The organism is Pseudomonas sp. 300 (assembly GCF_055803035.1).
This window is the reverse complement of the sequence record NZ_JAVLRV010000002.1, coordinates 3,261,569-3,284,673: the sequence shown is the minus strand read 5'-3', so window position 1 is coordinate 3,284,673 and position 23,105 is coordinate 3,261,569. Positions and strand designations below refer to the sequence as shown.

At 58.2% G+C, this 23,105-nt stretch carries 21 protein-coding genes, 4 tRNA genes and 1 riboswitch; of the genes, 20 read left to right on the top strand and 5 right to left on the bottom strand.

Features of this window, described 5'->3' with window-relative positions:
• The first annotated feature begins 104 nt into the window (after nucleotides 1-104).
• From Q7W83_RS21530 to astE, 7 genes are all read left to right on the top strand, one after another.
• A complete protein-coding gene (locus Q7W83_RS21530; protein WP_150633311.1) occupies nucleotides 105-1,325 on the top strand; it encodes an aspartate aminotransferase family protein in 1,221 nt (406 codons plus the stop codon).
• A gap of 228 nt (nucleotides 1,326-1,553) precedes the next feature.
• Nucleotides 1,554-2,573 (top strand): arginine/ornithine succinyltransferase subunit alpha, encoded by a 1,020-nt coding sequence (gene aruF / locus Q7W83_RS21525; RefSeq protein WP_150633312.1) that lies wholly within the window; start codon nucleotides 1,554-1,556, stop codon nucleotides 2,571-2,573.
• A 70-nt stretch (nucleotides 2,574-2,643) separates the two neighbouring features.
• The gene (gene astA, locus Q7W83_RS21520; RefSeq protein WP_150633313.1) at nucleotides 2,644-3,669 is read left to right on the top strand and encodes an arginine N-succinyltransferase; all 1,026 of its coding nucleotides are present in this window, start codon (nucleotides 2,644-2,646) and stop codon (nucleotides 3,667-3,669) included.
• Complete coding sequence (gene astD, locus Q7W83_RS21515; protein WP_191630166.1) at nucleotides 3,666-5,135, top strand: succinylglutamate-semialdehyde dehydrogenase; 1,470 nt, start codon at nucleotides 3,666-3,668, stop codon at nucleotides 5,133-5,135. Before astA ends, astD begins: the two co-directional genes overlap by 4 nt.
• Nucleotides 5,136-5,296: 161 nt before the next feature.
• Nucleotides 5,297-6,643, top strand: coding sequence for an N-succinylarginine dihydrolase (gene astB / locus Q7W83_RS21510; protein WP_150639873.1), 1,347 nt, complete (start codon nucleotides 5,297-5,299; stop codon nucleotides 6,641-6,643).
• A gap of 20 nt (nucleotides 6,644-6,663) precedes the next feature.
• Entirely contained in the window at nucleotides 6,664-6,951 is a 288-nt protein-coding gene (locus Q7W83_RS21505) for a hypothetical protein (RefSeq protein ID WP_008033108.1), read from the top strand.
• 12 nt (nucleotides 6,952-6,963) lie between these two features.
• Entirely contained in the window at nucleotides 6,964-7,974 is a 1,011-nt protein-coding gene (gene astE / locus Q7W83_RS21500) for a succinylglutamate desuccinylase (protein WP_150633316.1), read from the top strand.
• A gap of 120 nt (nucleotides 7,975-8,094) precedes the next feature.
• On the opposite strand, the gene Q7W83_RS21495 is transcribed toward astE, so the two are convergent.
• Nucleotides 8,095-8,604 (bottom strand): 6,7-dimethyl-8-ribityllumazine synthase, encoded by a 510-nt coding sequence (locus Q7W83_RS21495; RefSeq protein ID WP_150633317.1) that lies wholly within the window; start codon nucleotides 8,602-8,604, stop codon nucleotides 8,095-8,097.
• A gap of 114 nt (nucleotides 8,605-8,718) precedes the next feature.
• A riboswitch (FMN riboswitch) is annotated at nucleotides 8,719-8,889 on the bottom strand.
• 197 nt (nucleotides 8,890-9,086) lie between these two features.
• On the opposite strand from Q7W83_RS21495, the gene ltaE reads away from it, so the two are divergent.
• The 7 genes from ltaE (at nucleotide 9,087) to Q7W83_RS21460 (ending at nucleotide 15,051) form a co-directional block, all read left to right on the top strand.
• Complete coding sequence (gene ltaE, locus Q7W83_RS21490; RefSeq protein WP_473656854.1) at nucleotides 9,087-10,091, top strand: low-specificity L-threonine aldolase; 1,005 nt, start codon at nucleotides 9,087-9,089, stop codon at nucleotides 10,089-10,091.
• A gap of 146 nt (nucleotides 10,092-10,237) precedes the next feature.
• Nucleotides 10,238-12,856, top strand: coding sequence for an alanine--tRNA ligase (gene alaS / locus Q7W83_RS21485; protein WP_150633319.1), 2,619 nt, complete (start codon nucleotides 10,238-10,240; stop codon nucleotides 12,854-12,856).
• Between the two features lie 90 nt (nucleotides 12,857-12,946).
• Nucleotides 12,947-14,188, top strand: coding sequence for an aspartate kinase (locus tag Q7W83_RS21480; RefSeq protein ID WP_031319071.1), 1,242 nt, complete (start codon nucleotides 12,947-12,949; stop codon nucleotides 14,186-14,188).
• A 187-nt stretch (nucleotides 14,189-14,375) separates the two neighbouring features.
• Complete coding sequence (gene csrA, locus Q7W83_RS21475) at nucleotides 14,376-14,564, top strand: carbon storage regulator CsrA (RefSeq protein ID WP_002554426.1); 189 nt, start codon at nucleotides 14,376-14,378, stop codon at nucleotides 14,562-14,564.
• A gap of 62 nt (nucleotides 14,565-14,626) precedes the next feature.
• A tRNA-Ser gene (locus Q7W83_RS21470) sits at nucleotides 14,627-14,717 on the top strand.
• Nucleotides 14,718-14,825: 108 nt separating this feature from the next.
• A tRNA-Arg gene (locus tag Q7W83_RS21465) sits at nucleotides 14,826-14,902 on the top strand.
• 72 nt (nucleotides 14,903-14,974) lie between these two features.
• Nucleotides 14,975-15,051: transfer RNA gene (locus tag Q7W83_RS21460), tRNA-Arg, on the top strand.
• 19 nt (nucleotides 15,052-15,070) lie between these two features.
• On the opposite strand, the gene Q7W83_RS21455 is transcribed toward Q7W83_RS21460, so the two are convergent.
• Nucleotides 15,071-15,589 (bottom strand): cell envelope protein SmpA, encoded by a 519-nt coding sequence (locus Q7W83_RS21455; protein WP_473656850.1) that lies wholly within the window; start codon nucleotides 15,587-15,589, stop codon nucleotides 15,071-15,073.
• A gap of 320 nt (nucleotides 15,590-15,909) precedes the next feature.
• On the opposite strand from Q7W83_RS21455, the gene mgtE reads away from it, so the two are divergent.
• Nucleotides 15,910-17,352: a magnesium transporter gene (gene mgtE, locus Q7W83_RS21450; protein WP_150633321.1), complete on the top strand. Its 1,443-nt coding sequence runs from the start codon at nucleotides 15,910-15,912 to the stop codon at nucleotides 17,350-17,352.
• 99 nt (nucleotides 17,353-17,451) lie between these two features.
• On the opposite strand, the gene Q7W83_RS21445 is transcribed toward mgtE, so the two are convergent.
• Nucleotides 17,452-17,778 carry an Arc family DNA-binding protein gene (locus tag Q7W83_RS21445; RefSeq protein WP_003178899.1) on the bottom strand — a complete coding sequence of 109 codons (327 nt, stop codon included), beginning with the start codon at nucleotides 17,776-17,778 and terminating at the stop codon, nucleotides 17,452-17,454.
• Between the two features lie 388 nt (nucleotides 17,779-18,166).
• On the opposite strand from Q7W83_RS21445, the gene phnN reads away from it, so the two are divergent.
• Nucleotides 18,167-18,739 (top strand): phosphonate metabolism protein/1,5-bisphosphokinase (PRPP-forming) PhnN, encoded by a 573-nt coding sequence (phnN, locus tag Q7W83_RS21440; protein ID WP_150640099.1) that lies wholly within the window; start codon nucleotides 18,167-18,169, stop codon nucleotides 18,737-18,739.
• Here the strand turns inward: phnN and Q7W83_RS21435 are convergent.
• Together Q7W83_RS21435 and Q7W83_RS21430 are read right to left on the bottom strand one after the other, a co-directional pair.
• Nucleotides 18,714-18,893 (bottom strand): PA3371 family protein, encoded by a 180-nt coding sequence (locus tag Q7W83_RS21435; protein ID WP_150640100.1) that lies wholly within the window; start codon nucleotides 18,891-18,893, stop codon nucleotides 18,714-18,716. The genes phnN and Q7W83_RS21435 overlap by 26 nt on opposite strands.
• A gap of 21 nt (nucleotides 18,894-18,914) precedes the next feature.
• Nucleotides 18,915-19,148 (bottom strand): hypothetical protein, encoded by a 234-nt coding sequence (locus tag Q7W83_RS21430; RefSeq protein ID WP_150633325.1) that lies wholly within the window; start codon nucleotides 19,146-19,148, stop codon nucleotides 18,915-18,917.
• A gap of 292 nt (nucleotides 19,149-19,440) precedes the next feature.
• On the opposite strand from Q7W83_RS21430, the gene Q7W83_RS21425 reads away from it, so the two are divergent.
• The 4 genes from Q7W83_RS21425 to gbdR all read left to right on the top strand — a co-directional run bounded on the left by Q7W83_RS21425 (nucleotide 19,441) and on the right by gbdR (nucleotide 23,038).
• Nucleotides 19,441-19,517: transfer RNA gene (locus Q7W83_RS21425), tRNA-Arg, on the top strand.
• Nucleotides 19,518-19,642: 125 nt separating this feature from the next.
• On the top strand, nucleotides 19,643-19,813 hold the full coding sequence (locus tag Q7W83_RS21420; protein WP_224792496.1) for a hypothetical protein: 171 nt from the start codon (nucleotides 19,643-19,645) through the stop codon (nucleotides 19,811-19,813).
• A gap of 601 nt (nucleotides 19,814-20,414) precedes the next feature.
• Entirely contained in the window at nucleotides 20,415-21,815 is a 1,401-nt protein-coding gene (gene gabP, locus Q7W83_RS21415) for a GABA permease (protein ID WP_150640101.1), read from the top strand.
• Between the two features lie 110 nt (nucleotides 21,816-21,925).
• Nucleotides 21,926-23,038, top strand: a complete 1,113-nt coding sequence (gene gbdR, locus Q7W83_RS21410; RefSeq protein ID WP_412071793.1) for a choline metabolism transcriptional regulator GbdR — start codon at nucleotides 21,926-21,928, stop codon at nucleotides 23,036-23,038.
• Nucleotides 23,039-23,105 lie beyond the last annotated feature (67 nt).

The following is a 23,105-nucleotide window of genomic DNA, read 5'->3' as shown; positions in this document are numbered from 1 at the left end:
ATAAGAAGTTGTCGCTTGGCGGCAAGGCCGGGCTGAAAACTGTCCTTACAATCCCCCTCATCGCTCGCCAGTTTCAGGCGAGTGTTCCTTTTCAGGAGACTCCGATGTCCGTTGAGCACGCTGCGGTAGAACGCGCCGATTTCGACCAGGTAATGGTTCCCAACTATGCGCCTGCCGCCTTCATTCCTGTGCGTGGCGCCGGTTCCCGCGTTTGGGACCAGTCTGGCCGCGAGCTGATCGACTTCGCCGGCGGGATTGCCGTTAACGTATTGGGCCATGCGCACCCGGCGCTGGTCGGTGCCTTGACCGAACAGGCGAACAAGCTGTGGCATGTGTCCAACGTGTTCACCAATGAGCCGGCCCTGCGCCTGGCGCATAAGCTGATCAACGCGACCTTCGCCGAGCGTGCGTTCTTCTGCAACTCCGGCGCCGAAGCCAACGAGGCCGCGTTCAAGCTGGCCCGTCGCGTCGGTTTCGATCGGTTCGGCAGCGAGAAGTACGAAATCATCGCCGCGCTCAACAGCTTCCACGGCCGTACCCTGTTCACCGTGAACGTCGGTGGCCAGTCGAAGTACTCCGACGGTTTCGGTCCGAAAATCACCGGCATCACCCACGTGCCGTACAACGATCTGGCCGCGTTGAAAGCCGCCATTTCCGACAAGACCTGCGCCGTGGTCCTGGAACCGATCCAGGGCGAGAGCGGTGTCATCCCGGCCGAACTCGAATACCTGCAAGGCGCCCGTGACCTCTGCACCGCGCACAACGCGCTGCTGATCTTCGACGAAGTGCAGACCGGCATGGGCCGTACCGGCAAGCTGTTCGCCTACCAGCAATACGGCGTGATCCCGGACATCCTGACCAGCGCCAAGAGCCTGGGCGGCGGTTTCCCGATCGCGGCGATGCTGACCACCGAAGACCTGGCCAAGCATTTGGTCGTCGGCACCCACGGCACCACCTACGGCGGCAACCCGCTGGCGTGCGCAGTGGCCGAAGCGGTGATTGACGTGATCAACACCCCTGAAGTGCTGGCCGGCGTCAATGCCAAGCACGACAAGTTCAAGGCGCGCCTGGAACAGATCGGCGAGAAATACGGCCTGTTCACCAAGGTGCGTGGTATGGGCCTGTTGATCGGTTGTGTGCTGAGCGATGCCTGGAAAGGCAAAGCCAAGGACATCTTCAACGCCGCCGAGCGCGAAGGCCTGATGGTGCTGCAAGCCGGCCCGGACGTGGTGCGTTTTGCGCCAAGCCTGGTGGTTGAAGATGCAGACATCGACGAAGGTCTGGACCGTTTCGAGCGCGCTGCGGCAAAACTGACGCAAGCCTGATAGACCCTTCGACGCCTGACCTTTCAGGCGTCGATCCCAATTTTTGTTTCGGGCTGGATCAAAAGTGTGGGAGCTAGCCTGCTAGCGATGAGGGCCTGATAGCCAACATCATTGTTGCCTGACAGGACGAGATCGCTAGCAGGCTAGCTCCCACAGTTGACTCTGAGTTGTTTCAGGGGTGGCCCGGGATTTTTTATTTCGTAAGTTTTGAGAGAAAGGAGTGACACCATGCTGGTGATGCGCCCCGCGCAAATGGCTGATCTGGGCGAGGTACAGCGTCTGGCTGCGGACAGCCCGATTGGTGTCACTTCCTTGCCGGATGACGTTGAACGCCTGAGCGACAAGATCGCCGCGAGCGAGGCCTCGTTCTCTGCCGAAGTCAGCTTCAACGGTGAAGAGAGCTATTTCTTCGTGCTCGAAGACACCGCCACCGGGAAACTGGTCGGCTGCTCGGCCATCGTTGCCTCGGCCGGTTATTCCGAGCCGTTCTACAGCTTCCGTAATGAAACCTTCGTGCACGCTTCCCGCGAGCTGAAGATTCATAACAAGATCCACGTGCTTTCGCAGTGCCACGACCTGACCGGCAACAGTTTGCTGACCAGTTTCTACGTGCAACGCGAGTTGGTGGGGTCGCCGTGGGCCGAGCTGAACTCCCGTGGCCGCTTGCTCTTCGTGGCCAGCCATCCGGAGCGTTTTGCCGATTCCGTGGTGACCGAGATCGTCGGTTACAGCGATGAAAATGGCGACTCACCGTTCTGGGACGCCATCGGTCGCAACTTCTTCGACCTCAACTACGCTGAAGCCGAGCGTCTGTGCGGCCTCAAGAGCCGTACGTTTCTCGCCGAGCTGATGCCGCATTACCCGATCTACGTGCCGTTGCTGCCGGACTCCGCGCAAGAAGCGATGGGCCAGGTGCACCCTCGGGCGCAGATCACCTTCGACATCCTGATGCGCGAAGGCTTCGAGACCGATCACTACATCGATATTTTCGACGGTGGCCCGACGTTGCATGCCCGCGTTTCGGGGATCCGTTCGATCGCCCAGAGCCGTGTGGTGCCGGTGAAAATCGGCGAGCCGGTAAAAGGCGCCGGTCGTCAGTACCTGGTGGCCAATGCACAGTTGCAGGATTACCGCGCCGTGTTGCTCGAGCTCGATTACGCGCCGGGCAAACCCGTGACCCTGGATCTGGAAGCGGCCGAAGCCCTGGGCGTCGGCGAAGGTGCGAGCGTGCGCCTGGTAGCGGTTTAACGACTGCTTTTATTGCCTGAAAAGCAGAGAGTTTCGCGGGTGGCGCAAGCGGCCCGTTTGAGGAGATAGCATGATCGTTCGTCCCGTACGCAGCAGCGATTTACCCGCTCTGATCGACCTGGCCCGCAGCACCGGCACCGGCCTGACCACCTTGCCGGCCAACGAAGAACGTCTGGCCCACCGGGTCGGCTGGGCCGAGAAGACCTTTCGCGGCGAAGCCGGGCGCGGCGATGCGGACTACCTGTTCGTGCTCGAAGATGACAACGCTCGTGTGGTGGGGATTTCCGCCATCGCCGGCGCCGTCGGTCTGCGTGAGCCCTGGTACAACTTCCGGGTTGGCCTGACGGTCAGTGCGTCCCAAGAGCTGAACATCTATCGCGAAATCCCGACGCTGTTCCTGGCCAACGACCTGACCGGCAACTCTGAATTGTGCTCGCTGTTCCTGCACGCCGATTACCGCACGGGCCTCAACGGTCGCATGCTGGCCAAGGCGCGGATGCTGTTCATCGCCGAGTTCCCGCAGCTGTTCGGCAACAAGATTATCGCCGAGATGCGCGGCGTGTCCGACGAAGCCGGGCGTTCGCCGTTCTGGGAAAGCCTTGGTCGTCATTTCTTCAAAATGGAATTCAGCCAGGCCGATTATCTGACCGGCGTGGGCAACAAGGCGTTCATCGCCGAACTGATGCCGAAATTCCCGCTGTACACCTGCTTCCTGTCGCCGGATGCGCGCAACGTGATCGGTCAGGTTCACCCAGACACCGAGCCGGCGCTGTCGATGCTCAAGAGCGAGGGTTTCAGCTACCAGGGCTACGTCGACATCTTCGACGCCGGCCCGGCGGTGGAATGCGAAACCGGCAAGATCCGCGCCGTGCGCGACAGTCAGGCGCTGGTGTTGGCCATTGGCACGCCGGGTGACGACGCCACGCCGTTCCTGATTCACAACCGCAAGCGCGAAGACTGCCGCATCACTGCTGCGCCAGCACGCTTCGCCGCCGGCACGTTGGTCGTCGATCCGCTGACCGCCAAACGTCTTCAACTCAACGCCGGCGATCAGGTGCGCGCCGTTCCGTTGTCTGCTGCCAGGGAGTCGAAATAATGAATTCGCTATACATCGCAGGTGAATGGCTGGCCGGTCAGGGTGAAGCCTTCCAGTCGCTGAACCCGGTGACCCAGCAAGTGCTGTGGACCGGCGAGGGCGCGACCGCCGCTCAGGTTGAGTCGGCCGTGCAGGCTGCTCGTCAGGCGTTCCCGGGCTGGGCCCGTCGCACCCTGGATGAGCGCATCGCCGTGCTGGAGGCTTTTGCCGCCGCGCTGAAAAACAACGCCGACGAACTGGCGCGTTGCATCGGTGAAGAAACCGGTAAACCGTTGTGGGAAGCGGCGACTGAAGTGACCAGCATGGTCAACAAGATTGCGATCTCGGTGCAGAGCTACCGCGAGCGCACCGGCGAGAAGAGCGGCCCGCTGGGCGACGCCACCGCCGTGTTGCGCCACAAGCCGCATGGCGTGGTCGCGGTGTTCGGTCCTTACAACTTCCCGGGTCACTTGCCCAACGGTCACATCGTGCCGGCGCTGCTGGCCGGTAACAGCGTGCTGTTCAAGCCGAGCGAACTGACGCCGAAAGTCGCCGAGCTGACGGTCAAGTGCTGGATCGAAGCCGGTCTGCCGGCCGGCGTGTTGAACCTGCTGCAAGGCGCTCGCGAAACCGGTATCGCCCTGGCGGCGAACCCGGGCATCGACGGTCTGTTCTTCACCGGTTCGAGCCGCACCGGCAATCATCTGCACCAGCAGTTCGCCGGTCGTCCGGACAAAATTCTGGCATTGGAGATGGGCGGTAACAACCCGCTGGTGGTCGATGAGGTCGCTGATCTCGATGCTGCCGTTTACACCATCATCCAGTCGGCGTTCATCTCCGCCGGTCAGCGTTGCACCTGTGCTCGCCGCTTGCTGGTGCCGCAGGGCACTTGGGGCGACACGTTGCTGGCGCGTCTGGTGGCGGTCAGCTCGACCATTGAAGTCGGTGCGTTCGATCAGCAACCGGCGCCGTTCATGGGCTCGGTGATCTCCCTCGGTGCGGCGAAAGCCTTGATGGATGCACAGGAACATTTGTTGGCCAACGGCGCCGTGGCGCTGCTGGAAATGACTCAGCCTCAGGCGCAAGCCGCGTTGCTGACCCCAGGCATTCTGGATGTCACGGCAGTGGCCGATCGTCCTGACGAAGAGCTGTTCGGTCCTTTGCTGCAAGTGATCCGCTACGCTGATTTTGAAGCGGCGATCGCTGAAGCCAACAACACCGACTATGGCCTGGCGGCCGGTCTGCTGTCGGATTCCGAAGCGCGTTATCAGCAGTTCTGGCTGGAAAGCCGTGCCGGTATCGTCAACTGGAACAAGCAGCTGACCGGTGCCGCGAGCAGCGCACCGTTCGGCGGCGTCGGCGCCTCGGGCAACCATCGCGCCAGCGCCTATTACGCCGCAGATTACTGCGCGTACCCGGTGGCTTCGCTGGAAACGCCGAGCCTGACGTTGCCTGCATCGCTTACGCCTGGCGTGAAGATGGCGTGATGCCCATCGCCAGCAGGCTGGCTCCCACAGTGATTGGGTCGTACACAAAATGTGTGAACACCACCGACCCTGTGGGAGCCAGCCTGCTGGCGATGGCCGCAACGCGGTCTTACTGAATAGTTACTGAAGCCATAACAACAGATTCTCGTGGAGCCTCGCTGATGAAATCCTATGAAGTCAATTTTGACGGTCTAGTGGGGCCGACCCATAACTACGGCGGCCTGTCCTACGGCAACGTCGCGTCCCAGAGCAACAGCCAGCAGTCTTCGAACCCGAAGGAAGCCGCGCTGCAAGGCCTGGCGAAAATGAAAGCGCTGATGGAAATGGGCTTTCAACAAGGCGTTCTCGCACCGCAAGAGCGTCCAGACGTCGCCGCCCTGCGTCGCCTGGGCTTCAGCGGCACCGACGCGCAAGTGATCGAGCAAGCCGCCAAAGATGCGATGCCGTTGCTGGTCGCCAGTTGCTCGGCATCGAGCATGTGGGTGGCCAACGCCGCCACGGTCAGCCCTAGCGCCGACACCGCCGACGGTCGCGTGCATTTCACCGCCGCCAACCTCAACTGCAAGTACCACCGCAGTATCGAACACCCGACGACCAGCCGTGTGCTGGGGGCGATGTTCGCTGATCAGAAGCACTTCGCTCACCACGCGGCGTTGCCGGCCGTGGCGCAATTCGGGGACGAAGGCGCGGCCAACCACACGCGTTTCTGCCGTGAGTACGGTGAAGCCGGCGTCGAGTTCTTTGTGTTCGGTCGCAGTGCGTTCGATACCCGCTATCCAGCGCCGCAGAAGTACCCGGCGCGCCAGACGCTCGAAGCGTCGCAAGCCGTTGCTCGTCTGCACGGCTTGAGCGACGACGGCGTGGTCTACGGGCAGCAGAATCCTTTGGTGATCGATCAGGGCGTGTTCCACAACGACGTGATCGCGGTGGGTAACGGCGAAGTGCTGTTCTATCACGAGGACGCGTTCCTCGACACCGACCAGATGCTGGCCGAGCTGCAAGGCAAACTGGCCAAGGTCGGCGGGAATTTCCAGTCGATCTGCGTTCCGCGTTCTGCGGTCACCGTGGAAGACGCGGTGCGTTCCTACCTGTTCAACAGCCAGCTGCTGTCGCGTCCTGATGGCTCGATGCTGTTGATCGTGCCGGAAGAGTGCCGTGGTAACGAGCGCGTCTGGCAGTACCTGCAAGGTTTGACCAGCTCTGGCGGCCTGATCCGCGAAGTCAAAGTCTTCGATTTGAAGCAAAGCATGCAGAACGGCGGTGGCCCCGCGTGCCTGCGCCTGCGCGTCGCATTGAATGAAACCGAACTGGCGGCCGTCAACCCAGGGGTTATCATGACGGCACCGTTGTACGGCACGCTGACCGAATGGGTCGACAAGCACTACCGCGACCGCATGACCGAAAACGATCTCGCGGACCCGCAATTGCTGCTTGAGTGCCGGACGGCACTGGATGAACTGACGCAAATCCTTAAACTGGGCGCGGTTTATCCATTCCAGATCAATTGAACGTCGAGAGCGTAAAACACATGAGCGATACCCTGCAGCTGATCCTTGAAGACACCGACGGCACGCAACTGGAAACTTCCTGCACCCGCGTCGCGGTCATTTGGCAAGGCAAAGAGCTGTGGATTCAGCACGATGGCCGCGGCCAACTGCTGATCGGCGTGGACGTCGAAGAAGGTGACGCTGAATACGCCAACCTGCTGCTGCGCCCATTGGCGACTAATCTGGTAAGTCTGCAACTGGAAATGGAACCGGCTGAAGTCGGCGACGAAGACCACGTGCACGGCCCGGATTGCGCACACGACCATTAAGGAAACCGCTCTATGCTCGCCCTCGGCAAACTGCTTGAACTGACCCTCGCCGGCCGCGAACCGGCGGAGAAGACTCAACTGACTGTCGAAGGCGTGCGGATGCGCTGGTTGAGCGAAGGTGCGCTGGAAGTCCGGCCACCTGAAGCTCGGGATAACGGCCTGGACCTGCTGCTGTCGGCCGGCATCCATGGCAACGAAACAGCACCGATCGAGTTGCTTGATCGCCTGTTGCATGACATCGCCCGCGGCGACTTGAAGCCGCGCGCACGCATTCTGTTCCTGTTCGGCAACCCGGAAGCGATTCGCAAAGGCGAGCGTTTCATCGAGCAGGACGTCAATCGGCTGTTCAACGGCCGTCACGAACAAACCAGTGGTTCCGAGGCCCTGCGCGCTTGTGAGCTGGAACGGTTGGCCGCCAGCTTCTTCAGCCTGCCGGATCGTGAACGTCTGCACTACGACCTGCACACGGCGATTCGAGGCTCGAAAATCGAGCAGTTCGCCCTGTATCCGTGGAAAGAAGATCGCCAGCACTCCCGTCAGGAGCTGGCACGCCTGCGCGCCGCCGGCATGGAAGCCGTGCTGCTGCAAAACAAGCCGTCCATCGTTTTCAGTTCCTACACCTACGACAAGCTCGGCGCCGAATCCTTCACCCTTGAGTTGGGCAAGGCCCGGCCGTTCGGACAGAACGACGGCGTTAACGTCTCTTTGCTGGAAACCCGCCTCAAACAGATCATCGAAGGCTCCGAGCCGGAACTGACTGAAGCGGCGCTGGATGGGTTGCAGTTGTTCAGCGTGGCACGGGAAATCATCAAGCACAGCGACAGCTTCCGCTTGAACCTGCCGGCGGACATCGAGAACTTTTCGGAACTGGAAGTGGGTTATCTGCTGGCCGAAGACATCGCCCAGACGCGGTGGATCATCGAGGAGGAGGGCGCCCGGATCATCTTCCCGAACCCCAAGGTGAAAAATGGCCTGCGCGCCGGCATCCTGATCGTGCCGGCCACCGACGAAAACCTGGCCTGAGTTCACCGCAAACCAATGTGGGAGCTAGCCTGCTAGCGATTGCAATGTGTCAGTCACTCTGGTTGTCGACTGATATTCCGCTATCGCCAGCAGGCTGGCTCCCACAGTTATGTCCGGTGTTTAGACGGCTACCGCGCGGTGCTCACTGCGACGCAACGCGCGCAACTTCTGCAACGTATCCGCACACGTCTTCGCCGCTTCCTGACCCTTGTGCACAAAGTGCTCGAAGAAGAACTTCTGGTGTTCTTCGCCAGCGTGGAAGTGGTGCGGTGTCAGGGACACGGAGAATACCGGCACTTCGGTTTCCAGCTGAACCTGCATCAGGCCGCTGACCACCGACTGGGCGACGAACTCGTGACGATAGATCCCGCCATCCACCACCAGGGCTGCTGCGACGATGCCGGCATAACGCCCGGTCTTGGCCAGCAGTTTGGCGTGCAAGGGCATTTCAAAGGCGCCGCCGACTTCAAAGAAATCAATGTCGGATTCGTGATAACCCTGGGCAATCATTTCGGCGACGAAGCCCTTACGGCTCTGATCGACGATTTCCTTGTGCCAGCAGGCCTGGATGAACGCAACGCGCTCGCCCTGATGGTTTTTGCTTTTGCTGTCGATTGCGGTGGGTTGCATGTTCTGACTCCTGTTTATGTAAAAAACAGGGCATATGAATCGAATGGGATTTAAGGGTACGCAGGCACAAATGCCTGCGGACGGCGCTTTGGTATAGAGCCTAGGCGGCGCCAATCCCGTTCTCTCTTCATCCGGACTATGACCGTCGGCCCCGGGATCACACCGGGTCTGCTGACCTTGTCGCCAGTCACCGCCGAAGCCGTGCTGTCGCCAAGCGCTCGCGGGCTATGCGCATTGCGCGCAATTACCGCCGGTGGGGAGTTGCACCCCGCCCTGAGAACGTTTTGCCGTCAGATTATCTGGCGGCGCAGCGTTTTTATCACATATTTCCCACCTGTGCATTGCTGCTATCCGATGATTGCTATCGACTTTTTCGCTCGCTTGATAAGCCTTTTCCTCGTCCAAGGGTTGATTATTCGTCGTCATGACCGCAGTAATTCCATTCCGAAAGGGATTTTCCCCTGCTTACCGAGGCCAGATTCATGAGCGTTATCGATCTTCGCAGCGACACCGTCACCCAGCCGACTCCAGGGATGCTCGACGCAATGGCCACCGCGGCCACCGGTGACGACGTCTACGGTGAAGATCCGACGGTCAATCGACTGGAAGCCGAGCTTGCCGATCGGTTGGGTTTTGCCGCGGCGCTGTTCGTACCAACGGGCACCATGAGCAATCTGCTGGGCTTGATGGCGCACTGCGAGCGCGGCGATGAATACATCGTTGGCCAACAGGCGCACACGTATAAGTACGAAGGTGGCGGCGCGGCGGTACTGGGTTCGATCCAGCCGCAACCGCTGGAAGTGCAGGCCGACGGTTCGCTGGATCTGGCTCAGGTGGCGGCGGCAATCAAGCCGGACGACTTCCATTTCGCCCGCACCCGTTTGCTGGCGCTGGAAAACACCATGCAGGGCAAGGTGCTGCCGCTGGAGTATCTGGCCCGGGCTCGCAGCTTCACTCGCGAACACGGGTTGCAACTGCACCTCGACGGCGCTCGCCTGTACAACGCGGCGGTCAAGCTGGGTGTCGATGCCCGGGAAATCACGCAGCACTTCGATTCTGTTTCGGTCTGCCTGTCCAAAGGCCTGGGCGCGCCGATCGGTTCGGTGTTGTGCGGCTCGGTCGAGTTGATTGGCAAGGCGCGCCGTCTGCGCAAAATGGTGGGCGGCGGTATGCGTCAGTCGGGTCTTTTGGCGGCTGCGGGGCTGTACGCACTGGATAACAACGTCCAGCGTCTGGCCGACGACCATGCCAACGCGCAATTCCTCGCGGACGGACTCCGAAAAGCAGGTTACGAAGTCGAACCGGTGCAAACCAACATGGTTTATGTGCAGATGGGCGACAAGGCCGAGGCGATCAAGGCCTTTGCCGCCGAGCGCGGGATCAAGCTCAGCGCCGCCGGCCGCCTTAGAATGGTCACGCACATGGACGTCAGCCGTGCGCAAATCGAGCAAGTCATCGCGACATTCGTCGAGTTTTCGCGCAACTGACCGCGTTAGCCGTCCAATTGACCGTTTCTATCGTATAAACACGCTGTACCCCGCGCGCAGGGCCGATATAATGCGGCCCTTTGCCGTCGCTTCGTCTGTTGACGTTTCGCACAGGCCTTTGGCCGCAGCCTCCGTGGAAGAACCTAATGAAAAGCGCAGAAATCCGTGAAGCCTTCCTTCGCTTCTTCGAAGAGCAAGGCCACACCCGTGTAGCCTCCAGCTCTTTGATTCCGGGCAACGACCCAACCCTGCTGTTCACTAACGCGGGGATGAACCAGTTCAAGGACTGTTTCCTGGGCCAGGAAAAACGTGCGTACACCCGTGCAACCAGCAGCCAGAAATGCGTGCGTGCCGGTGGCAAGAACAGCGACCTGGAAAACGTCGGTTATACCGCTCGTCACCACACGTTCTTCGAAATGCTGGGTAACTTCAGCTTCGGTGACTATTTCAAACACGACGCGATCACCTACGCCTGGACCTTCCTGACCGGCGTCCTGAAGCTGCCCAAGGAAAAACTCTGGGTAACGGTCTATGCCTCGGATGACGAAGCCTATGACATCTGGACCCAGCAGATCGGTGTTCCGGTCGAGCGCATGATCCGCATCGGCGACAACAAGGGCGCGCCGTACGCATCCGACAACTTCTGGACCATGGGCGATACCGGCCCGTGCGGTCCTTGCACCGAGATTTTCTACGATCACGGCGACCACATCTGGGGCGGCCCGCCGGGCTCGCCTGAAGAAGATGGCGACCGTTACATCGAGATCTGGAACAACGTGTTCATGCAGTTCAACCGCACCGCCGATGGCGTGTTGCACCCGCTGCCAGCGCCGTCGGTCGACACCGGCATGGGCCTGGAGCGGATCAGTGCGGTGATGCAGCACGTCCACTCCAACTATGAAATCGACCTGTTCAAGAACCTGCTGAGCGCATCGGCCAAGGCGATTGGCTGCAGCAATGACGATCAGTCTTCGCTGAAGGTCGTTTCCGACCATATCCGTTCGTGCGGTTTCCTGATTGCCGACGGCGTGCTGCCTTCCAACGAAGGTCGTGGCTATGTGCTGCGCCGGATCATTCGTCGTGCGTGCCGTCACGGCAACAAACTGGGCGCGACCGGCAGCTTCTTCTACAAGATCGTTGCGGCACTGGTCGCCGAGATGGGCGAAGCGTTCCCGGAACTCAAGCAGCAACAGGCCAACATAGAGCGCGTGCTCAAGGCCGAAGAAGAGCAGTTCTCCAAGACTTTGGAGCACGGCCTGAAGATTCTCGAGCAGGATCTGCTGGAGCTCAAAGGCACCGTGGTGCCAGGCGACGTGGTGTTCAAGCTGTATGACACCTACGGTTTCCCGATGGACCTGACCGCTGACATCGCCCGCGAGCGTAACCTGACCGTCGACGAAGCCGGCTTCGAGCGCGAAATGGAAGCCCAGCGTGTCCGTGCGCGTTCCGCCAGTTCGTTCGGTCTGGACTACAACACCTTGGTCAAGGTTGACGTGGCGACCGAATTCACCGGTTACAAGGCCACCAGTGGTTCGGCGAAGATTGTGGCTATCTATAAAGAAGGCCAGTCGGTCGACGTCTTGAGCGAAGGCGAAGAGGGCGTGGTCGTTCTCGATCAGACCCCGTTCTACGCTGAATCCGGCGGTCAGATTGGCGACTGCGGTTACCTGCAATCGAACAATGGCCGTTTCGACGTGCGTGACACCACCAAAACCGGCGGCGCATTCCTGCACCACGGTGTGTTGGCGTTGGGCAGCCTGACCGTCGGTTCGCCGGTCGAAACCCACGTCGAAGCCGACGTGCGTCACGCGACATCGTTGAACCACTCGGCAACGCACTTGCTGCACGCCGCGTTGCGTAAAGTACTGGGCGATCACGTTCAGCAGAAAGGTTCTTTGGTCGACAGTCAGCGTCTGCGCTTCGACTTCAGCCACTTCGAAGCCATCAAGCCTGAACAATTGAAGGCCCTGGAAGACATCGTCAACGCCGAGATTCGCAAGAACTCCGCCGTTGAAACCGAAGAAACCGACATCGAAACCGCCAAGCAAAAAGGCGCCATGGCGCTGTTTGGCGAGAAGTACGGCGACAACGTGCGCGTACTGAGCATGGGCGGGGATTTCTCCGTCGAGCTGTGCGGCGGGATTCACGCCAACCGTACCGGCGACATCGGCCTGCTGAAAATCATCAGCGAAGGCGGTGTGGCTTCCGGTGTGCGTCGTATCGAAGCGGTCACCGGCGCCGCGGCGCTGGCATACTTGAACGCTGCCGAAGAACAACTCAAGGAAGCGGCCAACCTGGTCAAGGGCAGCCGCGACAACCTGATCGACAAGCTGTCGGCTGTGCTGGAGCGCAACCGTCTGCTGGAGAAGCAACTCGAGCAGTTGCAGGCCAAGGCTGCCAGCGCTGCGGGCGACGATCTGTCGGCTTCCGCGCTGGACGTCAAAGGCGTGAAAGTGCTGGCCGTGCGTCTGGACGGTCAGGACGGCAAGGCGCTGCTGGCGCTGGTCGATCAACTGAAAAACAAACTCGGCCGCGCAGTGATCCTGCTCGGCAGTGTCCATGAGGAAAAGGTCGTTCTGGTTGCAGGCGTAACCAAAGACCTGACTGGCCAACTCAAAGCCGGTGATTTGATGAAGCAAGCCGCTGCGGCAGTGGGCGGGAAGGGCGGTGGTCGTCCGGACATGGCGCAGGGCGGTGGTACTGACGCTGGCGCACTGGATGCGGCATTGGCCCTGACTGTTCCATTTGTAGAGCAGGGTTTATAAGGCAGTGTTCCGGCCCGCGGTCTAGTGGCGGGCCGGAACGCTGTTTGAGTGATTATTTGGGCGCCCTTCATGGGCAGAGGCGGCTTTGAAATGGCTTTGATCGTACAGAAATTTGGAGGCACCTCGGTCGGCACTGTCGAGAGAATCGAGCAGGTCGCCGACAAGGTTAAGAAATTCCGCGATGCTGGCGATGACCTGGTGGTTGTGCTGTCTGCAATGAGCGGCGAAACCAACCGTCTGATCGATCTGGCCAAGCAAATCAGTGGCGACGGCCAGCCGGTTCCGCGTGAGCTGGATGTGATCGTCTCCACCGGTGAGCAGGTGACGATTGCCCTGTTGGCCATGGCGCTGATCAAGCGCGGCGTGCCAGCGGTGTCCTACACCGGCAATCAGGTACGGATTCTGACGGACAGCGCGCACAATAAAGCGCGTATCTTGCAGATTGATGACCAGAAGATTCGCGGTGATCTGAAAGCAGGTCGCGTGGTCGTTGTCGCCGGTTTCCAGGGCGTCGACGAGCACGGCAACATCACCACCCTCGGTCGTGGCGGCTCCGACACCACCGGTGTGGCGCTGGCGGCAGCCTTGAAGGCTGACGAATGCCAGATCTACACCGACGTCGACGGCGTCTACACCACCGACCCGCGTGTGGTGTCCGTGGCCCAGCGCCTGGACAAGATTACCTTCGAAGAGATGCTGGAAATGGCCAGCCTCGGTTCCAAGGTGTTGCAGATCCGTGCGGTGGAATTCGCCGGCAAGTACAACGTTCCGCTGCGCGTACTGCACAGCTTCAAGGAGGGTCCGGGCACCCTCATTACTATTGATGAAGAGGAAACCATGGAACAGCCGATCATTTCCGGCATCGCTTTCAATCGCGATGAAGCCAAGCTGACCATCCGTGGCGTGCCAGACACCCCGGGCGTTGCATTCAAGATTCTCGGCCCGATCAGCGCCGCGAACATCGAAGTCGACATGATCGTGCAGAACGTTGCGCACGATAACACCACCGACTTCACCTTCACCGTGCACCGCAACGACTTCCAGGCCGCGCAAACCGTGCTGGAAAACACCGCTCGCGAGATCGGTGCCCGTGAAGTCGTTGGCGACATCAAGATCGCCAAGGTCTCGATCGTCGGTGTCGGCATGCGCTCCCACGCAGGTGTGGCCAGCCGCATGTTCGAATCCCTGGCGAAAGAAAGCATCAACATCCAGATGATCTCGACCTCGGAAATCAAAGTCTCCGTGGTGATCGAAGAGAAGTACCTGGAACTGGCTGTGCGCGCTCTGCACACGGCTTTCGAACTGGACGCGCCGGCCCGACAGGGCGAGTGATGCGTTTGCTGAAGGGCGCGGTCTGACCGCGCCCTTTTGTTTTTTTGAATGGTGCGGCCCGAAGCTGTTCTTTTGCCCGCGCTAGTCAATACTCAGGCATGTAGGACTGCGATCGTTCAGGTTGTAGGTCGAGTGCCTTTTTTTTGCAGACTGTTGTCCCTGAAATGAAATGCGTGAGGAGAAAGGTATGCTGATTCTGACTCGTCGGTGCGCAGAAAGCCTGATTATTGGTGATGGCGAAATCACCGTGACCGTGCTCGGCGTTAAAGGAAATCAAGTGCGTATCGGTGTCAACGCCCCGAAAGAGGTTGCGGTCCATCGTGAGGAAATTTACCTGCGTATAAAGAAAGAGAAGGACGAAGAACCAAGCCATTAATTTTTATCGTTTTTTATGTTTGCAAACGGGGAAGAAGCTGGTTAATATACGCCCCGTGTTGCGGAGAGCTGGCCGAGTGGCCGAAGGCGCTCCCCTGCTAAGGGAGTACACCTCAAAAGGGTGTCGGGGGTTCGAATCCCCCGTTCTCCGCCATTATTTGCGTAGTACGTTGTAATCTGGCTTCTTCGGTAAGTTGTTGAAATTACTAGAAAAAAGCGCTTTACAAAAAGATTCAACGGCCTATAATGCGCGGCAACAAATGCACTCGTAGCTCAGCTGGATAGAGTACTCGGCTACGAACCGAGCGGTCACAGGTTCGAATCCTGTCGAGTGCACCATTTAAGAGTTGTTTGCAGTGATGTGAGCTACTCTGTTTCAACCAGTTGTGATCTGGTCTAAAAACACAAATTGCACTCGTAGCTCAGCTGGATAGAGTACTCGGCTACGAACCGAGCGGTCACAGGTTCGAATCCTGTCGAGTGCACCAAACACCAAAAAGCCCGCGTTTAACGCGGGCTTTTTGCCGTCCGGGATTTGGCTTTTCCTCTGGTGCATCCTTTCTCATCGAACTCGACGTGTGCGCTACGACCTCGCTTGGTGTCGTATCGGTAGCTCATGGCGGAATTCCGAATGCTGATCTTGTCTGGCTTGCCAAGGGCGCTTTCGACGTCTTGCTGGCTCATGCCGGCAACAATTCGTTGATTGATGATTGCTTCCCTGCGTTCCCGTGCATTGATCAGGTTTCCACAGGTGTCCTCGGTCTGGCCGACGACCGTTGGCTCCCTCCTTTTGGCATTCATACGGGATGTTTCGCGAAAGTCCGCTTCCGGCATGAGTGTCACCGTGCTGCCAGGGGTGAACGTGTGCACGTCCTGAAGCGAAAGGCTCTCTCCGGCCTTACAGCTCAACGTGGTGAAGGTGATGCGGCCGTTTGCTGCCTCGCAGCGATGAATGGTTGAGGCAAGTGCCTCGGGCGGTAGGCAGAGCAGGGCGATCAACAAAAAACAAGGTGCATTCAATTGCATCAAACGTCCTCCATGACGGTCTGACTCAAGGGTAGCCGCTACATTTTTCAATGCTGGTGTGTTTTCTTTTCAGAATGAGTCGTCGCATTTTCAAGGATCAGGACGGCGCTCAGGTTTGTCTCGCAAGCGCTTGTTTCAGCCGCGATTTTTTAACATTAAAAAACGTTGGGCGGTGTATCATTGCGCCCGTCAGCCCCGCCGGGGCTTGTGGAATACCTCCATGGACTTACCCAGTAGTAACTCAGTAAACCGCTTTTCCAATCATGAATTGACTGATTGATCCTTCCGGCGTGCCCCGCTGCTGGGAGTGGAGTTCGCCTATGTCTGAAGTTGAAGTAAAGAAAACGCAAGAAAGCCTGCAGGACCGCCTCGCTCAAGTGATTGAGCTGCTGCAGCGTCAGCGGGTGGTCGAAGACCTGACTCATCGCCAGGAAGGTCCGCATCACGACCGGGTTGAAAACCTGGTTCACCGGCAAAACCTCGTCGAGCTGCAACGCAAGCTCGATGATCTGCACTCCGCCGACGTTGCCTACATCCTTGAAGCCTTGCCGCTGGACGATCGTCTGACGCTCTGGCAGTTGGTCAAGGCTGACCGTGACGGCGACATCCTCCTCGAAGTATCCGACTCGGTGCGTGAAACCCTGATCGCCGACATGGACGATCACGAGCTCCTGGCGGCGGCCAAGGACATGGATGCCGACGAACTCGCTGACCTGGCCTCTGAGCTGCCGCGAGACGTCGTCCACGAGCTGATGGAAACCCTCGATGGTCAACAGCGTGAGCGCGTTCGCTCCGCGTTGTCCTATGACGAGGAGCAGGTCGGTGCGCTGATGGACTTCGAGATGGTGACGATCCGTGAGGACGTCAGTCTCGAAGTGGTATTGCGCTACCTGCGTCGGCTCAAGGAGCTGCCGGGTCACACCGACAAACTGTTTGTGGTGGATTACGACGGCGTGCTCAAGGGCGTGTTGCCGATCAAGCGTTTGCTGGTCAACGACCCGGAAAAACAGGTTTCGGAAGTCATGGCCAGCGACCCGGTGAGTTTTCACCCGGACGAAGATGCCTACGATGCCGCGCAAGCGTTCGAGCGTTATGACTTGATCTCCGCGCCTGTGGTCGACAAGAACGGCAAGCTGATCGGCCGTCTGACCATCGATGAAATGGTCGACCTGATTCGTGAAGAGAGCGAAAACGAAGTTCTCAACATGGCGGGTCTGCGTGAAGAAGAAGATATCTTCGCGTCGGTCTGGAAGTCCCTGCGTAACCGTTGGGCCTGGCTGGCGGTGAACCTGATTACGGCATTTATTGCCTCCCGCGTGATCGGTCTGTTCGAAGGCTCGATCGAGAAGCTGGTGGCGCTCGCAGCGTTGATGCCGATCGTGGCGGGTATCGGTGGCAACTCGGGTAACCAGACCATCACCATGATCGTTCGCGCCATGGCGCTGGACCAGGTGAGTACCGGTAATACCTCGCGATTGATGCGCAAGGAGCTGGCCGTCGGTTTGATCAACGGTTTGGTTTGGGGTGGGGTGATTGGCGTGGTGGCCTACCTGCTTTACGGCAGTTGGTCCCTCGGCGTGGTGATGACCGCCGCCATGACGCTCAACCTGTTGCTCGCGGCCTTGATGGGCGTGTTGATTCCCATGACTCTGGTCAAGTTGGGGCGAGACCCGGCGATGGGTGCCAGCGTGATGATCACGGCGATGACCGACAGTGGCGGATTTTTCATCTTCCTTGGTTTGGCGACGATCTTCCTGCTCTGATGGCCATTTACTCGAAACCCGCCAATCGGCGGGTTTTTTGTACCCGAATTTCAGGCAAAAAAAAGCCAGCGATTATGCTGGCTTGGGCATTCGGATGAATCAGGAGGCGTCTGCGGCCATTTCGGCATCGTGGGCAATCAGCGAAACAAGGGCGTTCTGCTGGCGGTGGGAAAGCTGGCGGAAACGTTGCAACAATTCGCGTTCATGCAGTGACAGCTCCGGGCTGTCCAGGCGCATGCTCAACTCTTCGCCCAGTGCGCCTTCCTGAATAAGACTCTGCTCAAGGCGCGCAATGATCTCGGAGTTCATGCTGCGATGATGATTGCGAGCCACCTCGGCAATGCGTTCACGCATTCCGTCTGGCAGACGTACGACGAACTTGTCAGCCGTACGGCTGGAATAAATTGCCTGTTTCAATGGGCGCATATATTTAACCGGTTAGTTCAGGGGAGCGGTTCTCGGGATTGGCCGCACGATGTCTGATAGGACAAGGACTCTGGCCAAATGTTCAACCTGAATTGATAGAGGCTCGCATCATGCCTCAAAGAAGCCAGATCATTGGCGTCAATTCTGTGACAAATATTGAACTGGATAAAGGCGATATGCCAGCACCAATTATCAGAAATGCGGACTGGTTTGAAAAGACTACCCAAGTCCGTATCGCTGGCCGCGTCCTGTTGCCCGACAGGAGATGTCCGAGGACGCCTGGAGGTGCACGCTGTGCGGATCTCGATCACGATTCCTTACCTTATACAGGATAGTGGCAAATGGCCGATTTACTAGTGGCAACCACGTCATGGGGGGCTATTTCAGGATGGATGGCAGACTGATTTACCTGATGGGACCTTCCGGATCCGGCAAGGACAGTCTCATCGAAGCTGCTCGTGCGCCTTTGCACGCAATCAACTGTGAAGTGGTGCGTCGAGTCATCACGCGTTCAGCTGAGTCCGTGGGTGAGGATGCCGTCGGTGTTTCCCGCGAAGAGTTCGCGCGCCGCAAAGACAAGGGCGATTTCGCGCTGTGCTGGCATGCCAATGATCTGGATTACGGCATTCCCATCGTGATCGATCAATGGCTCAAGGAGGGCCGCAATGTCCTGGTGAACGGTTCTCGCGGGCACTTGGTACAGGCCCTGAGCCGCTATCCAGCGCTGGTGCCGATTCTATTGACGGTCAAGGACAACGTGCTGCGAGAGCGGTTGCGGCAGCGGGGGCGTGAGAGTCTGGCGGAGATTGAGGCGAGATTGTGCAGAAACGAACTGTTTACGGATGACGCCTCGGTTGGTATTACGCCAATCCAATCACTCGACAATTCGGGCGATCTTGCGGACACAGTGGCCAGTCTTTTGAACCTTCTACGGGTCAGCGCAATACCGGATCAAACTTGAATTTGCGACCAGCGATCAGAGCCAGCACAAACAGCGCACTAAAAACGCCGCAGGCAATCAACGGCAGGGTGACGATTTCGTCCTTTACCAGTAACAAATAAACAATGCCGCTCAGTAGGGCGAGGATGAAAAATCCTGCGGCTGATTTGGTCATGCTGTGCTCCTGAGGGGTTGTTCAAAATACCAGGCGTTCTGAAGACTGCGCCGGCAGCAGGATATTTTCCTGGCTTACTTCTTGACCGACAAAACCGTGCTTATCGCTCAACACCGCCAATTGAGGTGCCTTTTGTACCTGCAGGTAATGAGGCATTCGCTGGGCAACCGGCTCAGTACCGCTCTCGGGGGCGAAATAAAAACCTGAAAACACCGCCAGTGCGATCGCGATCGAGAGTAAAAGGACGCGGTTCATGAGGGCTGACCTCTGTTGTTCTTTGAGAACAGCTAAAGCAGCCGACGTGCCAAGAGTCTATCGGCTATTAAACCCTTTAAAAACAATCAATTAAGATAATTGTGCAAGGTCGCCTCATTGCAATTTGCAATGATGGCTTTTTGCGGTGATGCAATTTGCACGGTAAACAAATCCCGTGATGTCGAGGGGCGCTTGCCTACACTTAAAAAGCCTACGGACGACATGACAAACGCAGACCCGCCCGTTAACATGCACGCCGTCCATCGCAGCGCATTTCTAGCGTGCGACTTGTGTCTCAGTAGCTCAATTGGATAGAGCATCCCCCTCCTAAGGGGAAGGTTGGCAGTTCGAACCTGCCCTGGGACACCAATATAATCAGGTGGTTAGCGCAATTTTGCGCTAGCTATCTCGAGCAGGCTATCTATTTAGTCCCCACTTTAGTCCCCACTTCTCTGCCTAAGCTGCCCGTGCGCTCGCCTCTGGAGATGGAGCGGGTGTTTGCAAATCTGCTAACTCATCATTCCGATAAGCTGAGATCGGCTTTGGCCGGGGCCTACAGCCAGATTGATTTTGAAGCGGGACTTCTCCAAGCATCTGCAGTCGAGATCGGTCTGATGGACAAAGAATCGGTTGCTCGCCGTCAGTACATTCATCCCGAAGTGTAATTGCTAAGGCATTTGAGTTCATTCGATGCGTCGGACCAAGACTTCATTGATCTATCGGAGAACGAAAAACACCAGAGCAGTACAGATCCTTCTCGGTCACACCGAGTTGGAAAGCACTGAATCGCCCATGGTTTCGTGGAAATATCCTACTGACTGCTTATGGCCGTTTTCATCCGATGGCGACAGGCAGTAATCATCCAATCCGCTCGTTCCAGAGAGATCTCGCGGCCCTCGTCCCGAAACCTTCTCGCCCGCTTAAACCTTCCAAGCTATCCCCATCCGTTGCTGCATTAGCAGAATCCTCAACCAAACAAAATGATTGCACCTGGCCATTTTGTGACCGTTTGGTTTTCGCTGTGAACGCTAAATTGGCACGTGTCGATATCAGGCAAGGAGGCGGCGTGAACAGGTAATTGAATTGTCGAACAAGCCGGGTAAGGTGGCGCGTCGTTTCATCTAAATAACCACATCGCGATGATGGGTTTGATAAGAACTTCAGCGTTTGAAGGGGGCCGCTTCTAGGAGGAGACAACAGGCAACAATGATGATTCGTTGCTCCCATCAATACGCTTAAATGTCGATCAGCAGAGAAAAAAAACCAATGATTAGCCCGAGTTCCAAGGATTCGAGTGGCCAATTGGCGCAGGGCTTCAAGCCTCGTCACGTAACAATGTTGTCAATTGCCGGAATTATCGGCGCAGGTTTATTCGTTGGCTCGGGACATGCCATTGCGGCTGCTGGCCCGGCTGTCTTGCTGGCCTATCTATTCTCTGGCCTGCTCGTCGTTTTGGTCATGCGCATGCTCGGTGAAATGGCGGTGGCCAACCCGGACACAGGCTCGTTCTCCACCTATGCCGACCAGGCAATAGGTCGTTGGGCAGGTTTCACCATCGGTTGGCTGTACTGGTGGTTCTGGGTGCTTGTGATTCCTATCGAAGCACTGGCCGCCGGCCATGTGTTGAACCAGTGGTTTCCCCAGATCGATGCCTGGCTGTTCGCCCTGGTGTCGATCATTGCGTTAGTGATCACCAATCTGTTCAGTGTCTCCAAGTACGGCGAATTCGAATTCTGGTTCGCCATGGCCAAGGTGGTGGCGATCATCGGTTTCATCGGCGTGGGTTTTGCCGTGTTGATGGGCTGGGTGCCCGAACGGGAGGTCAGCGGCTTGAGCGGCCTGATGGCTGAACACGGCGGGTTCGCTCCCAACGGCCTGTCGGCGGTGGTGGGCGCCTTCATCACCATCATGTTCAGCTTCATCGGGACCGAAGCAGTGACCATCGCCGCCGCCGAATCCGACAATCCCTCGCAGAACATTGCCAAGGCCACGCGTTCGGTGATCTGGCGCATTGGCGTGTTCTACCTGTTGTCGATTTTCGTGGTCATCTCCGTGGTGCCCTGGAACGATCCGCTGCTCGCCCAGGTAGGCTCCTACCAGCGGGCACTGGAGATCATGAACATTCCCCACGCCAAGTTCATGGTGGACGTGGTGGTGCTGATCGCCGTGGCCAGTTGCATGAACTCCTCGATCTACATTGCTTCGCGCATGCTGTACTCGCTGGGCCGTCGTGGCGATGCGCCGAAGGCGCTGAAGGCGACCTCCTCCGAAGGCGTGCCGCGGGCAGCGGTCATCGCCAGCACCGTGCTGGGCGCGGCGATCACCGTGTGGAGCTACTTTATGCCCGCCGGGCTGTTTGACTTCCTGCTAGCCAGCTCCGGCGCGATTGCCTTGCTGGTGTACCTGGCCATTGCGGTGTCGCAGCTGCGCATGCGCCGGATGTTGCATCGGCAGAACGTTGAGCTGACCTTTCGCATGTGGCTGTTTCCATGGCTGACGTGGCTGGTGATTGTGTTCATTTGCGCAGCGCTGGCAGTCATGATGATCACACCAGAGCACCGTACCGAAGTCAGCACAACCATTGGACTAGCGCTGGCGATTTCCTTTATCGGCCTTGTGACGTCGCGTCACCCTGCGCAGGCTGCGAGGGTGACGTCAGTGGGATAAAACCAAGGAGGTTTTTGCGCCAAACCTAATACTCCCTACGCCATGGCTGGGGGGTATTACAAGCTCCTGCATCTAAGGCCGTAATCGCTCTTTGTGAGGACATGACCACGATGTCATCGAACTCCACCGTGTCCGACGGTACGACTCAATCCGTTGGTTTTCTGCTGTTGGATAAATTCACACTTATTTCCCTAGCGTCCGCAGTAGAGCCACTGCGCATGGCCAATCAGTTATCGGGGCAAGAGCTATATCGCTGGCATACGTTCAGCCCCTGTGGAGAGCCTGTCTGGGCCAGTGATGGCGTGCCTATCACCCCAGATGCTTCGTGGAACAATCCATTGGTGGCGGACACTGTAATCGTATGCGGTGGCGTTGGAATCCAGAGCGTGATTACCCGCGAGCACATTACCTGGCTGCAAGCCTTGGCGCGTCAATCCAGACGGCTAGGAGGCGTGTGCACGGGCAGTTGGGCGCTGGCCAAAGCCGGGCTGCTCGACGGTTATGAGTGCAGTGTGCATTGGGAGTTTCTGGCCGCCATGCAGGAAGCTTTTCCGCGAGTCAGCATCAGCGCGAGTCTGTTCACCCTCGACCGAAACCGCTTCACCAGCTCCGGCGGAACGGCCCCTATGGACATGATGCTGCACCTGATCGGCCGCGATCATGGCCGTGAATTGTCCGCTGCCATTTCGGAGATGTTTGTCTACGAGCGCATACGCAACGAACAGGACCATCAGCGCGTACCGCTCAAGCATGTCCTGGGCACTCATCAGCCAAAGCTGCAGGAAATCGTTGCGTTGATGGAGGCCAACCTCGAAGAGCCGATCGGGCTGGATGACCTGGCAGATTACGTTGATTTGTCACGTCGACAGTTGGAGCGGCTATTCCGAAAATACCTGAACTGCACGCCGTCCCGTTACTACCTCAGATTACGCCTCACTCGAGCGCGACAACTGCTTAAGCAAACATCATTGTCGATCATAGAGTTGGCGTATGTATGCGGTTTCGTGTCCACGCCCCACTTTTCCAAATGCTATCGCGAGTATTTTGGTGTTCCACCAAGCGACGAACGCTCCGGCTCTGATATGAGTCGAAAACCGACAACGCTTGCGACTACGCAGCAGTCATCGACTAGACAGCTGACAGCGCTCGACCAAGCACGAAACGAATCGACTTTTGCCTGCGTTCGGATGATTGAACGTTCTGATTTGGCGGAATCACGCTGATCGGCCGCACCATCCGAAGTGCCTGGGTTTACTCAATAAGATCACGCAGGAGATTTGACGTGCACAT

What these genes read in the sequence shown, in the direction of transcription:
- Q7W83_RS21530 (WP_150633311.1), top strand. Translation starts at nt 105, where the DNA reads ATGTCCGTTGAGCACGCTGCGGTAGAACGCGCCGATTTCGACCAGGTA.
- aruF (WP_150633312.1), top strand. Translation starts at nt 1,554, where the DNA reads ATGCTGGTGATGCGCCCCGCGCAAATGGCTGATCTGGGCGAGGTACAG.
- astA (WP_150633313.1), top strand. Translation starts at nt 2,644, where the DNA reads ATGATCGTTCGTCCCGTACGCAGCAGCGATTTACCCGCTCTGATCGAC.
- astB (WP_150639873.1), top strand. Translation starts at nt 5,297, where the DNA reads ATGAAATCCTATGAAGTCAATTTTGACGGTCTAGTGGGGCCGACCCAT.
- Q7W83_RS21505 (WP_008033108.1), top strand. Translation starts at nt 6,664, where the DNA reads ATGAGCGATACCCTGCAGCTGATCCTTGAAGACACCGACGGCACGCAA.
- astE (WP_150633316.1), top strand. Translation starts at nt 6,964, where the DNA reads ATGCTCGCCCTCGGCAAACTGCTTGAACTGACCCTCGCCGGCCGCGAA.
- Q7W83_RS21495 (WP_150633317.1), bottom strand. Translation starts at nt 8,604, where the DNA reads ATGCAACCCACCGCAATCGACAGCAAAAGCAAAAACCATCAGGGCGAG.
- ltaE (WP_473656854.1), top strand. Translation starts at nt 9,087, where the DNA reads ATGAGCGTTATCGATCTTCGCAGCGACACCGTCACCCAGCCGACTCCA.
- alaS (WP_150633319.1), top strand. Translation starts at nt 10,238, where the DNA reads ATGAAAAGCGCAGAAATCCGTGAAGCCTTCCTTCGCTTCTTCGAAGAG.
- Q7W83_RS21480 (WP_031319071.1), top strand. Translation starts at nt 12,947, where the DNA reads ATGGCTTTGATCGTACAGAAATTTGGAGGCACCTCGGTCGGCACTGTC.
- csrA (WP_002554426.1), top strand. Translation starts at nt 14,376, where the DNA reads ATGCTGATTCTGACTCGTCGGTGCGCAGAAAGCCTGATTATTGGTGAT.
- Q7W83_RS21455 (WP_473656850.1), bottom strand. Translation starts at nt 15,589, where the DNA reads ATGCAATTGAATGCACCTTGTTTTTTGTTGATCGCCCTGCTCTGCCTA.
- mgtE (WP_150633321.1), top strand. Translation starts at nt 15,910, where the DNA reads ATGTCTGAAGTTGAAGTAAAGAAAACGCAAGAAAGCCTGCAGGACCGC.
- Q7W83_RS21445 (WP_003178899.1), bottom strand. Translation starts at nt 17,778, where the DNA reads ATGCGCCCATTGAAACAGGCAATTTATTCCAGCCGTACGGCTGACAAG.
- phnN (WP_150640099.1), top strand. Translation starts at nt 18,167, where the DNA reads ATGGATGGCAGACTGATTTACCTGATGGGACCTTCCGGATCCGGCAAG.
- Q7W83_RS21435 (WP_150640100.1), bottom strand. Translation starts at nt 18,893, where the DNA reads ATGACCAAATCAGCCGCAGGATTTTTCATCCTCGCCCTACTGAGCGGC.
- Q7W83_RS21430 (WP_150633325.1), bottom strand. Translation starts at nt 19,148, where the DNA reads ATGAACCGCGTCCTTTTACTCTCGATCGCGATCGCACTGGCGGTGTTT.
- gabP (WP_150640101.1), top strand. Translation starts at nt 20,415, where the DNA reads ATGATTAGCCCGAGTTCCAAGGATTCGAGTGGCCAATTGGCGCAGGGC.
- gbdR (WP_412071793.1), top strand. Translation starts at nt 21,926, where the DNA reads ATGTCATCGAACTCCACCGTGTCCGACGGTACGACTCAATCCGTTGGT.